The sequence below is a fragment of the Neobacillus niacini genome, from assembly GCF_030817595.1.
In the GTDB taxonomy this organism is placed as follows: domain Bacteria; phylum Bacillota; class Bacilli; order Bacillales; family Cytobacillaceae; genus Neobacillus; species Neobacillus niacini_G.
Map to the genome: position 1 here is coordinate 3,050,589 of NZ_JAUSZN010000001.1, position 12,402 is coordinate 3,062,990.

Below are 12,402 nucleotides of genomic sequence, written 5' to 3' on the forward strand. Positions count from 1 at the left end.
TTATGCGATTATAGATTTCCGTATAGTTCCTCTAAAGGCTTCATAATTAATTGATTTAGCTCACCAATAATCATGCTCATCCGCTGTTCGGCTTGCATGAGTCGGGCGATTTTTTCATTTTGTTGGACAACAGCCACCGTTGATTGTGCCTGCTGGACTTCCTGTTCGGATATCTCTTGACCCATCATTTGTTTTTGCTGTAAATTCATTTGAATTTGACGGAATTGATCAAACATACTCTTTGCTGTTGGGTCTGCATTAACCTCATGATACATTTGCTGTAATTGTTTATATTCATCGCTTTGACGAATTGCCTTTTCTAATGCATAGGCTGCATCGTATAAATTAACGGACATTCATTCCACTCCTCTTAAAATAATCCTAATAACTATAACAAACTATGTAGGTAAATGCGAGGATGTTAACTGCCCGTAATTAAGTATCACCAACCATTGGGCCTTAACATACGATACCATATCTACGAATGCCTATCTGCCTATAAATGAGGAGTGACTATGCCCCCTATCACAATTGTTCCTATAGAATCAGGTAACAGAACTGACATTTTTGCTCATATGTCCTCACAACTGTATAAACAACTTAAGCTTGAAAAACACGAAATCAAGATTTCTATAGGAAAGAAATTGGTGAAAGTTAATATACAATCGGTCGAGATGACAACTAACGAGATTCATTTCCCTGAAAATCTATTCCACCATTTTTGTTTACCGGTTCAACCATATAAATTTCATGCAATATACAAAAAAGAAATGAATTCACTTTATTTAGGACCAATCATTGGTTTAGTTACGGATTTTAAAAATAAAGGAAATGCTGAACCCCATTTTGGTTCGATTCATAACTTTTGTGAAGAACTTCATCATGGGATAACAGAGAATGGTGGATTTCTATATGTTTTTTCCGACTCAGAATTTTCTGTTCAAGGATATTATTTTGACAATGGGATATGGAGGCCTTCAGGACTTCCTCTGCCAGATGTGATTTATAATCGCATTCATTCCCGGAGGTTGGAATTTGGTAAGGAGTATCAATTATTCCGCCAAACTCTTGCGGAGTTATGTATTCCTATTTTTAATGATCGCTTTCTTTCAAAATGGGAGGTTCATGAGCACTTAATCCATGAGAACCATCTGCATTCTTATATACCGGATACAAATATTTTTACAAAAGGCAATCTCACCGCTTTTATAGAAAAGTATAAAACCATTTTTATTAAACCTGTACATGGAAGTCAGGGAAGAAATATTTTTAAACTACAAATAGAAGACAACCATTTTTCATTAGAATCTTCCGTCACATCACCGTTAGAAAACAACAGGCAAACGATACTTTCCTTTGAGCAGACATATGGGCTTCTTAAACCTTTGGTGAACAATCGAATATACATTATCCAACAAGGAATCTCCCTTCTTACCTATCAATCTAGAGGAATGGATTATCGAGTATTATGTCATAAAAACCATCAAAACAAATGGGATGTAACCTCAGTGGTGGCACGGATTTCGGCAGAAAATGAGTTTGTTTCAAATATTGCAAGGGGCGGGGAAATTATGTCCCCATTAAACGCTCTAAAAGAGAACATGGGCGTAAGCGATGCTAAACGGGTCATAGCTCAAATGAAAGATTTAGCCATCGAAACAGCTTTGATTATTGAAAGAAAGACATCTGGGATCACCGGGGAACTCGGAATCGACATTGGAATTGATCAAGATGGGAAGCCCTGGATTATTGAAGTGAATTCAAAGCCATCGAAAAACTTTGAAGATGGCCAAATGAAAATAAGACCGTCGGCAAAAGCGATTATTCAGTTTTGTACAAATCTTGCATTAGACTCAACCTCAGAAATGGAGGATTCATAGATGACAACCTTTGGCATTATGACTTTACACATAGAAAGTGAAGCATCTTATCTTCATGAAATAGCTGCACGCAGTCATTCCTGTGGCATGGAGTGTTATCACTTTCTTCCCTCTTCTATTAATCCACTGACCCAACAAATCAAAGGGAGACGTTTTTGTGCCGTGGAACAGAATTGGATTAATGACGAATTTCCAATTCCCTCCCTCATCTATGATCGCTGTTTTTACGGAGATGATGAACATTCAAAGCAATGTATTCCGATTGTTTCTTGGTTAAAAAGCAGGGATGATATTACATTTTTAGGCTTTGGATTGCCTAATAAACTAGAGTTATATGAAACATTATCCAACTCTCGATTGGCACCCTACTTACCCCATTCAAAGTCTATTAAAGAATGCTCAGAAGTAATATCAGCTTTAACCAAACAAAAAAAAATTATTATTAAACCAATTAATGGATCACAAGGTTATGGGATCTATTATTTAAAGAAAAACGATAAAACCATCCATGTCAAAACCGAAAAGAATAAGAAAATTATCTCTAGAATTTTCCCAAATGAAACAAAACTGTTTCAATGGCTTCAGCCCCTGATTAATTTTCGGCCATACCTTATCCAGCCCTACCTAGAGTTATCGAATACTGCGTCAAGGCCATTTGATATTAGAATTTTACTTCAGAAAGATGAACAGGGTGTCTGGGTAGAGCGTGGAAAGGGAATTCGAATAGGAAATACCGGAGGAATTCTTTCAAACTTAAGTGCCGGAGGCTCGGTGACGGACTTTACCACTTGGTCCTCTACGTTATCTCAAACTAACAAAGAATATATTTGTTCGGAGTTGAATTTTATAACAACTAATCTCCCGCAAATTCTAGAAAATGAAATTTCACCATTATTCGAAATTGGAATTGATATCGGGGTGGCAAGAAATGGAGCCATTTGGATTCTTGATGTGAATTCAAAGCCAGGAAGAAAAGTTATGTTAAGTACCAAGCCAGATTTAAAAGATACCTTGTTCCTTGCACCCCTTCTTTACGGAAAATACCTTATTCAATCAGCAAGTAAAGAAAGGAAGAGCCACTATGAGAAAACGCTATACCATTGAAATAGCTGATACTAGCCAATTAGTTGTATACTGTCCTCAAGAGCTCTTGAAGGATAAGGTTATTAAAAAAATTGCATTTGGTTCAAAAGCACTCGATGTTGACTGTAGACCTCATCCTACGAAAAACAATTCTATTATCATAAGCAATGAGGTAAAAAGACGATTACTTTTTCCCGATTTTTCAATAAAATTGCATGTATTTGTTGACCATCATGTTCTCAATCTAGGACCGCTTGTTGGAATATTTACAGCCGGGTTCACTCCATTCCCACTCCGCCCGATAGGTGACAGAACAAACTTTTTCTCTAAATTATTATCGGTAAAAACAAACGTAGGTGCAATCCCATTTGTTTTTGGAGAACAGCATATAAATTGGGATACAGGGACAATTAGCGGGTATTTTTATCACGATCATAATTGGCAGAATATGGAGGTGCCCTTTCCCCATGTTATCTATGATCGGCTGCCGAATAGAAAAAGTGAAAGAAACCCAAAACTAGCTAAAGTGAAACAAACTTTGCAATCAGACTATCTAATCCCATGGTATAATCCCGGATTTTTCAGCAAACTCGATATTTATGAGCGATTACATCAGGACCAATCTGTCGCTAGTTACCTCCCAGAAACACACCCATTTACTTCCTTTTCAATGATTGAAGACATGCTTTCTAAATATGGTCATGTCTATTTAAAACCAATTAATGGAAGCTTGGGTTTAGGTATACATCAAATCCTATATGATAAAATCCATGACGAATATTACTGCCGCTATCAGGATCGAGAGGGTGTGAATCGTCTACGGAAGTTCTCATCCATAGAGGGATTGTTTAAGTCTGTTTTCGCTAACCGAAATCTAGACAAAATGATTGTTCAACAAGGCATCCACTTATTACGGCACGAACAGCGGCCGATTGATTTTCGGATACACACAAACAAAGATGATAAGGGTAATTGGCATGTCACAGCACTGGCTGCGAAAATAGCTGGGCTTGGAAGTGTAACTACCCATGCCCGAAGTGGCGGAGAAATCAAAACACTTGCGGAAATCTTCCAACCGGAAGAATGTAAGCTTTTTACTGAAAGGCTTGTAAATACTGCGCTCCTATTAAGTAAAGCAATAGCAAACAACATGGAAGGCATCATTGCTGAGATTGGTTTTGATTTAGGGATTGATAAACATGGTGACGTTTGGTTATTTGAGGCAAATTCAAAGCCAGGGAGATCGATATTCAGTCATCCCGAGCTAAAAAATTTCGATCAACTTACCTGTAAGTTATCAATGGCGTTTGCCGTTTTTTTGACGGAACAATCTATCCTGCATCCCGAGGAAGTCATCAAATGGTAGTAACAAATCCGTGGAGCACCGGTAGTACCCCCGTTATCGGTATTTTGACAGCACGAAAAAAAGACGGCTCGATTGCTGGGAATGGCGCACTTTTTATTGAACTGCAAAAAAAGCTTATTTCACTTAATGGAAAAAGCTTTATCTTTACGCTCGATGGAGTTCATCAAGATTCCATTGACGGCTATATCTATATTCCAGAAAGAAATGATTGGGAAAGGATCACCTCTCCTTTTCCCGATCTCGTTTATAATCGAATACCCTTCCGAAGGTCTGAAGAAGAACTTAAAAGCAGTATGTTTTTTGCTTGCTTGAAGGAAATGAACATTCCCTTTTTTAATCCCGGTTTTATTGATAAATCTGAGCTTTATAACCTCTTTAAAAAACATTCCTTTCTTCACACCTTTTTGCCAGCCACCATCCCTGCCAAGAATAAACAAAAGCTTTCTGCCTTTTTATCTCAATACCAATCGATTTACTTAAAACCTTCTCAATCAGCAAGAGGGAATGGCATTTTCAAGTTAGAACTAGATACAGCAGGTAGGGTACTTTTAAAAGGATTAAACGAAAACGATAAATTCGTTACATTTGATCTTTTTTGGGAAGAGTGGGAAAGAAGGCTTTTCGAGAAAAACTATTTGGCCCAAGAGGAAATAAAGCCGGTCCTTTATGAAGGAAAACGATTTGATTTTCGTATTCTAGCACATGCTGAAAAAAATCATTATAAGGTTACGGGAATCGGAATTAGACAATCCCAAAAGCAGGATATCACCACCCATGTTCCTTCAGGCGGAAGGCTTTTACCATATGAACAATTACAAAACGAGGAATACGACTTTTTTATTGAAACTATTGTCCAACACATTGGTGCATCACTAACAGAAACGTTTGGCTTTTTTGGTGAATTCTCGATTGATATGGGGCTTAGCCAATCTGGACAATTCTATATTTATGAGGTGAACTCAAAACCGATGAGCTTTGATGAGACAGAGATAGAAGAAAAAAGAATCGAACATCTATGTCAGTTGTTCCAGCAGCTGACCGCCACAAAAAAAGACTGAAAACTTTCACTGGATTGTATTTACTATTTCCCGTAAGCTAGTAGTAATCACTAGTATATAAGGGAGATGGTACCGTTGCTCACACACTTTCAATTTAAGCCATTATTTGAAAATAAGAATATTCCGGGCTGGAATTTTTCCTTTTATTTTAAAAAGCAAAGATTTTCAGGTGTCTATCACCAAACCGGAAAAATTGAATGGACAGTGAATACTCCCGAACAGGATGATATTGAAACATTAACCACCCAAATCCATGAGTTAATGCTGTACCACGTTTACGAATAATAACTAGCTTGAATGAAATATTGCCCTTTCCGCAAACTATTAGAAAAGAGGAAAGGGAATGGTCGTTGTGGAAGAAGGAAAAAAAGTGCAAACAAAAACAGATTTACAGTATGAAGGCAAAGACCAGGTCTATTTAGATATAGACAGAATTATAAATGAAGGATTATCAGGTGGATCAGTTCATTCACGCCACGACACCACCAATATTGAAGAAGCACGAAATCTTACTGAAGAAGAACCCCCATCTAATGTAAATGAATAAAGCAGAAAAAGGCTGACACGTTGACAACTTCACGAGTCAGCCTTTTATAATTTAAGCAGAAATAATGTTATAATTAATTCATTATTTTTTTAAATTTTTAAAATGGAGAAGTTGACCTTGTTAAAAAAACTCATGTCTTTATACAAAGATTCAATATTATATTCTGAACTGCCTAAACATACATCTGACCAATTTTACATATTTTTTGACGAACCTCAAAAAAACTGGCTTGCCATACCTAAAGCAAGTCTAACAGAAAAAGAGATCAATCTCCTTCAAGTTCTATATGAACAAGTGAAAATTCCTTTGAAGCCATTATCCACACTATCGCGAATATGGCATGATTATTTACTATTTAATGGTTCCATGCCTTCACTCAGTGCCGAAAGTAATTTTCGATTCATTCAGTTCCATGTTAAAGGTCTTGGGGTTGACCCAACAGAAATTGAGCCTGCAATCAAAGGCTTTTTTTCTGATGAGGTACAAATCATTTGGGAAGATGATCATAATGGGATCGTCATTGAAGAAAGAAGACAATTGTCCCTCACTGAAAGTGAATTATCTTCGATGGCTGATACGTTAGAAAGTGATTTTTATGTAAAGATATCTTTTTATTTTGGGAGGGTTTACCCGTTCTCAAGTCACTTACGTAATCAATTTCTACAAGAAAAAGAGTATTTTGAATTCGCCAAAGAAAATCTTGAACGTACAAATATTCTTACCTTCGAAAAAATTTTCCCTGCCTTCGTGGCATTTAATCTGCCTGATTTCATGAAAGAAAAGATTAAACAGGAGCTATCCTCTGTATTCTCAGAAGATCCTGAGTTATATACAACCATCAAAGTCTTCCTTGAAAATAATCTGAATGCTAGTTTAACGGCTAAAAAATTATATATCCATCGAAATACACTACAGTATCGAATTGATAAATTTATTGATAAAACAGGAGTACAATTAAAAGACTTTTACGGAGCTTTTACCGTCTTTTTAGCGTGCCTGCTTTTTGAACAAAGGAAATAGAAATTGGGTTAGGACACAATGCACAAATTTCTCTTTAGGAACTTTGTGCATTGTGTCCATATTGTTTGAAAACCTTTTCATGTACACTTAAGTTAATAAAAACAGGGAGGGTTTACACAATGGCAGAATTAAAATTAGATCATATTTATAAAATCTATGACAATAAAGTAACAGCGGTTACAGACTTTAACCTACATATCCAAGATAAGGAGTTTATCGTATTTGTAGGTCCATCTGGCTGCGGTAAATCAACAACATTACGTATGGTCGCTGGTCTTGAAGAAATTTCAAAAGGTGACTTTTACATCGACGGAAAAAGAGTAAACGATGTAGCTCCTAAAGATCGTGATATCGCAATGGTATTCCAAAACTATGCCCTTTATCCACATATGACAGTTTACGATAATATGGCTTTCGGTTTAAAACTTCGTAAATTTCCAAAGGATGAAATCGAACGTCGTGTAAATGAAGCAGCAAAAATTCTTGGATTAGAAGCTTACTTAAAAAGAAAGCCAAAAGCATTATCAGGTGGTCAGCGTCAGCGTGTTGCATTAGGACGTGCGATTGTCCGTGACGCAAAGGTATTCTTAATGGACGAGCCTCTTTCAAACCTTGATGCAAAGCTCCGTGTAGCGATGCGTGCTGAAATCGCGAAGCTTCACCGTCGTTTAAATACAACAACTATTTATGTAACACATGACCAAACAGAAGCAATGACAATGGCTTCAAGACTTGTAGTTATGAAGGATGGTCTTATCCAACAAGTTGGAACACCTAAAGAAGTATATGAAAAGCCTGAAAACGTATTCGTTGGCGGATTTATCGGTTCCCCTGCCATGAACTTCTTCAATGGTAAACTTGAAAATGGCAAGTTTATCATTGGAAAAACTTCACTCGCAGTTCCAGAAGGTAAAATGAAAGTTCTTCGTGAACAAGGATATGTTGGTAAAGAAATTATCCTTGGTGTTCGTCCAGAAGACATCCACGATGAGCCTGTATTTATCGAAGCGTCTGCTGGTACAAAAGTTAACCTAAATGTTGATGTAGCTGAATTAACTGGAGCAGAATTAATGGTCTACTCAAGTTTAGATGGTCAGGACTTCGTGGCACGTCTAGATTCTAGAGCTGACATTCACCCTGGAGATGCATTAGAACTAGCATTTGATTTAAATAAAGGTCATTTCTTTGACGCTGAAACTGAGTCCCGCATCCGCGTGGCTAACGAGTAGAAAAGCGGAAGCGGCTTGACCAGGCGCTGTAGCTAGACAATTCTCAAAGAATGAAGGTCCCGCAAATCGCGGGACCTTTTTTGTTAACAATTATAATTCCAAATAAACCATTTAGAATTTTATGTGCCAAATTCAAAGTTTACGTGCCGATTTTCTGTTTTACGTACCAAATTTTAATTTTACGTGCCAAACCGATTACTTCTACTGCTTAAAACAGTAAAAAAGCCCGGTGGACGCCGTTTCATGGTAATTTTATAGTGGTTTGAAGTCAAGCCCATTATTATGTGTAAATTCATTCCTATGAAGAACAATGTTAAGCAGCTTATTTATTTTTGGTGTACTGGAAGGGGGGTACCCCCCTTCCAGTACACCAAAAATTCGCGCTTCGCGGTTACTATTTCTTTTCTTCTTGGTCCTGAATAATTCTTCTTCCTACTTCCTCTGCATAGTCCATTAAGACCGCACCAATTAATCGGAATGCGGATTGTGTATTAGGAAATATTCTAATTACCTTCTCTCTTCTCCGAACTTCCTCATTGATTCTTTCTAACGAGTTTGTACTTCGAATATGCTTATGGTATTTTGGTTTCTCATTTAGATATTGAATGGCATCTTCGAAGCCTTCTTCTAATATCTCTATAGCTTTTTCTAGTTTTGGATTATCTCCAAATTGCTCAATGAACTCATTTTTATATTTTCTTGCCTCTTCAACCGACGCTACCTCAAATATTCTTTTTAAACCCATTTTCACTTCGTCCATGCCTTTTTTTGGCATATGCGTAATGATATTCTTTTTGTAATGCACCGTGCACCGTTGCCAAGAGGATCCAACAAACTCTATACCAATGGCAGACTTTAACCCCTTGTGTGCGTCTGAAATAATTAGCTTAGGTGATTGTAGTCCTCTTGACTTTAGGTGCTGGAAAAATCGTTGCCAGGCTTCAGTGCTCTCCCCATGGTCTACTCTTAAGCCTAGAATTTCACGTCTATTGTTTTGGTCAACGGCCGTTGCGATATAAACAGCTTTAGATACAACACGATTATGTTCTCTTACTTTGATATACATGGCATCTGCAAAGATATAAGGGTAGTACATCGTATTCAGAGGTCGACTTGCCCATTGATTCACTATAGGATCTAGCTTTTCTGTAAGTGTAGATACAAATGATTTAGAAACCTTTTGCCCACAGAGTTGTTCCATGATCTTTGAAACTTTTCTTGTGGAGACCCCATTTACAACCATTTCAAGCATGGCTAATACGAGGGCTTGGTCACAACGAGCATATTGTTCAAACACAGTAGTCGAAAAGTCTCCACTACGAGTACGTGGTACTCGAAGAGTAATTTTCCCAATGCTAATTAATAAATCACGATCATAGTATCCATTACGGTAGTCACGTCGTGAAATAGAACGTTCATAGGATCCGGCTTGCAAGAACTCATCACGTTCTTTATCCATAAAAGAATTCAATACCAAGACGATAGACGCTTTGATGACAGCGTCTATATTAGAGTTCATAACAGAATCTTTTAAATCATCGATATTTAGGTTAAACTGTACTTGAGTCATAATTAATTCCTCCACATTGTTTTCTTAGCCGTTAACATTGTAGCCATGAGGAATTAATTTGACTCATTTTCTTTTTACACAATTATATGGACTTAATCGTGGTTTGATGCTCCACTCATCTAGTTTAACGTCCAGGACGCCTTAGAAATGGACGATTAATACGTTTACGTGCCGAATCCTAAATTTACGTGCCAATTTCTATACTTACGTGCCAAATTTCAATTTTACGTGCCCTACGTTCCTCCATTACCCAGATAGGTTAAAAGCCTGGCAAACGCCAGACCCTTGTAATTGTTGCTCATGCTATTCTTTAATAAAGATAACATCATCATTATGACAGGATGGACAAGTATAAAGGTGCGGACATTTTTCCCCTGAATGACTGTCCGGATAACCGTCCTCCATCTTCATTAAATCAATTTCCATGTACGGACTATAATCATCAAAATAATCAATAAGTCTTCCGCTATCCACCATTTGTTCCCCGCAATGCGTACATAATAGATACATTTCACGTAAACCATTACAAATTGGGCATATTGACATTTCCATTCACCCTTTAGTTTTTAATATGAGGTTAGTTTGCGTTACTATTACGGCACTATGTACCGGAATAAATTACCAGATAAATAAATCGAATAAGCTGTCCGATTTTAATCATAATAAATATTACAAAGCAAGCAACAACCTTACATCGATGGGTTACCAAGTGAAAAGGAAATCTCTTTTCACCAACTAAAGGGTTTAAAGCCGGTGCAAGTCCGGCTAACCCAGCCACACCAAAGGTAAGTATGAAGCAGCTCCAATATCTAATAACTTTATAAAATGGGTTAGGCCATGGTGGCAATGGTTAGCTTAACCATAATGGTTCAATTCCATACTGACCCCAAAATTATTAAGAGGAGTGTTATTCAACTATGGCTAGTAACAACAACTCTAATCAACTTTTAGTACCAGGCGTTCAACAAGCACTTGATCAAATGAAGTATGAAATTGCTCAAGAATTTGGTGTAAATCTTGGTGCAGACACTACTTCACGTGCTAACGGTTCTGTCGGAGGAGAAATCACTAAGCGTCTTGTATCAATGGCAGAGCAACAACTTGGCGGATTCCAACGCTAATTTAAGTAAAACACTGCAAAAAAATTAAATAATATGGCTTAAGCCCCCTCCACTATCGGAGGGGGCTTTCATTTGGATCAAAAGTGTTCCTAAACCATATTTTCAGGCTTAATCCACTGGTCAAATTGTTCCGGGGTTACATAGCCTGTTTTTTCAGCTGCTTCTTTTAACGTGCAATTTTCTTTAAAAGCTAATTTGGCAATTTCAGCTGCTTTTTCATATCCAATATACGGGTTGAGTGCAGTTACTAGCATCAAGGAACGTTCCACATGCTTTTTAATGACGTCCTTGTTGGCCTCTATACCAATAGCGCAATTTTCATTAAAGGAACGAATGCTATCTGTTAAAAGTGTAATTGATTGAATAACATTATAGATAATCACTGGCTTAAAAACATTTAATTCAAAGTTACCCTGGCTCGCTGCGAATCCAATCGTCGCATCATTCCCAAAAATTTGGCATGCCACCATCGTCAATGCTTCACTTTGGGTTGGATTTACTTTACCTGGCATGATTGAACTCCCCGGCTCATTTGCTGGAATCATCAACTCGCCAATCCCACTTCTTGGTCCACTGGCTAACCACCTTATATCATTGGCGATTTTCATTAAATCTGCTGCTAAAGCTTTTAACGCACCATGTAAAAACACCATTTCATCATGACTTGTTAATGCATGAAATTTATTTGAAGATGCTTTAAATGGATACCCTGTATATGCCGCGAGTTTTTCCGCTACCTTATCACCAAACTTGGGATGAGCATTTATTCCCGTACCGACTGCGGTACCGCCTATAGCCAATTCCAGGACATAGAAGCCTGAGTCTTTCAGCATTCTATCATTCTTTTCTAGCATAGCCCTCCAGCCGCTAATTTCTTGACCAAGCGTAATGGGGGTAGCGTCCTGAAGATGTGTTCTCCCAATTTTCACGAGATTCATAAAAGCTTTTTCCTTCGTTAAAAGGGTGCTTTTCAATTCGTTGAGTGCTGGAAATAACTTCTCCGTCATTTTTATGTACGCGGCAACATGCATAGCAGTTGGAAAGGTATCATTAGAGCTTTGAGACATATTTACATCATCATTAGGATGAATCCTCTCAACACTTCCTTGACTGCGTATTAATTCGTTCGCTCGATTTGCTATAACCTCATTTACATTCATATTGGTTTGTGTTCCACTTCCAGTCTGCCAGACAGCGAGCGGAAAATGCTCATCGAATGCTCCTTTAAGGGTTTGATCACAAACCGTCAGAATTGCGGTCATTTTTTCTTTCGACAGTTTACCTAAATCATGGTTAACCTCTGCTGCAGCTTTTTTTATTAAGGCTAGTGCATAAACCACTTCTAGGGGCATTTTTTCGCTGCCAATTTGAAAATTTTCAGAGCTGCGTTGTGTTTGTGCCCCCCAATATTTATCCATTGGGACCTGAATCTCGCCAAGAGTATCTCTTTCCAATCTAAACTTTTCCATTCCTTCCCACCTCTCTATTTCATTTTTGCATCTATATTCCTATCTTTATTCCCTTTTAC

The 12,402-nt window shown here is 37.6% G+C and carries 13 protein-coding genes; 9 read left to right on the forward strand and 4 right to left on the reverse strand.

Annotated elements, in window-relative coordinates; genetic code table 11:
* Positions 1-8: 8 nt before the first annotated feature.
* Positions 9-356 carry a YlbF family regulator gene (locus tag QFZ31_RS14615; RefSeq protein WP_307303859.1) on the reverse strand — a complete coding sequence of 116 codons (348 nt, stop codon included), beginning with the start codon at positions 354-356 and terminating at the stop codon, positions 9-11.
* 291 nt (positions 357-647) lie between these two features.
* Between QFZ31_RS14615 and QFZ31_RS14620 the strand changes: the two genes are divergently transcribed.
* From QFZ31_RS14620 to QFZ31_RS14655, 8 genes are all read left to right on the forward strand, one after another.
* Positions 648-1,880 (forward strand): YheC/YheD family protein, encoded by a 1,233-nt coding sequence (locus tag QFZ31_RS14620; RefSeq protein WP_307303861.1) that lies wholly within the window; start codon positions 648-650, stop codon positions 1,878-1,880.
* Positions 1,881-2,984, forward strand: coding sequence for a YheC/YheD family protein (locus QFZ31_RS14625; protein ID WP_307303863.1), 1,104 nt, complete (start codon positions 1,881-1,883; stop codon positions 2,982-2,984). It begins immediately after the preceding gene.
* Positions 2,962-4,329: a YheC/YheD family protein gene (locus QFZ31_RS14630; protein ID WP_307303865.1), complete on the forward strand. Its 1,368-nt coding sequence runs from the start codon at positions 2,962-2,964 to the stop codon at positions 4,327-4,329. Before QFZ31_RS14625 ends, QFZ31_RS14630 begins: the two co-directional genes overlap by 23 nt.
* A complete protein-coding gene (locus QFZ31_RS14635; protein WP_307303867.1) occupies positions 4,323-5,387 on the forward strand; it encodes a YheC/YheD family protein in 1,065 nt (354 codons plus the stop codon). The genes QFZ31_RS14630 and QFZ31_RS14635 overlap by 7 nt, the downstream gene beginning before the upstream one ends.
* Positions 5,388-5,462: 75 nt before the next feature.
* Positions 5,463-5,672, forward strand: a complete 210-nt coding sequence (locus QFZ31_RS14640; RefSeq protein WP_307303869.1) for a YheE family protein — start codon at positions 5,463-5,465, stop codon at positions 5,670-5,672.
* A gap of 58 nt (positions 5,673-5,730) precedes the next feature.
* Positions 5,731-5,934, forward strand: coding sequence for a hypothetical protein (locus QFZ31_RS14645; protein ID WP_307303871.1), 204 nt, complete (start codon positions 5,731-5,733; stop codon positions 5,932-5,934).
* Between the two features lie 117 nt (positions 5,935-6,051).
* Positions 6,052-6,954 (forward strand): PucR family transcriptional regulator, encoded by a 903-nt coding sequence (locus tag QFZ31_RS14650; protein ID WP_307303873.1) that lies wholly within the window; start codon positions 6,052-6,054, stop codon positions 6,952-6,954.
* 119 nt (positions 6,955-7,073) lie between these two features.
* A complete protein-coding gene (locus QFZ31_RS14655; protein WP_307303875.1) occupies positions 7,074-8,183 on the forward strand; it encodes an ABC transporter ATP-binding protein in 1,110 nt (369 codons plus the stop codon).
* Between the two features lie 394 nt (positions 8,184-8,577).
* Here the strand turns inward: QFZ31_RS14655 and QFZ31_RS14660 are convergent, their stop codons facing one another.
* Positions 8,578-9,753: an IS256 family transposase gene (locus tag QFZ31_RS14660; RefSeq protein WP_307300857.1), complete on the reverse strand. Its 1,176-nt coding sequence runs from the start codon at positions 9,751-9,753 to the stop codon at positions 8,578-8,580.
* Positions 9,754-10,056: 303 nt separating this feature from the next.
* Positions 10,057-10,299, reverse strand: coding sequence for a hypothetical protein (locus QFZ31_RS14665; protein ID WP_307303877.1), 243 nt, complete (start codon positions 10,297-10,299; stop codon positions 10,057-10,059).
* A gap of 371 nt (positions 10,300-10,670) precedes the next feature.
* On the opposite strand from QFZ31_RS14665, the gene QFZ31_RS14670 reads away from it, so the two are divergent.
* Positions 10,671-10,874: an alpha/beta-type small acid-soluble spore protein gene (locus QFZ31_RS14670; protein WP_179597898.1), complete on the forward strand. Its 204-nt coding sequence runs from the start codon at positions 10,671-10,673 to the stop codon at positions 10,872-10,874.
* Between the two features lie 89 nt (positions 10,875-10,963).
* On the opposite strand, the gene fumC is transcribed toward QFZ31_RS14670, so the two are convergent.
* Positions 10,964-12,343 (reverse strand): class II fumarate hydratase, encoded by a 1,380-nt coding sequence (fumC, locus tag QFZ31_RS14675; RefSeq protein WP_307303880.1) that lies wholly within the window; start codon positions 12,341-12,343, stop codon positions 10,964-10,966.
* Positions 12,344-12,402 lie beyond the last annotated feature (59 nt).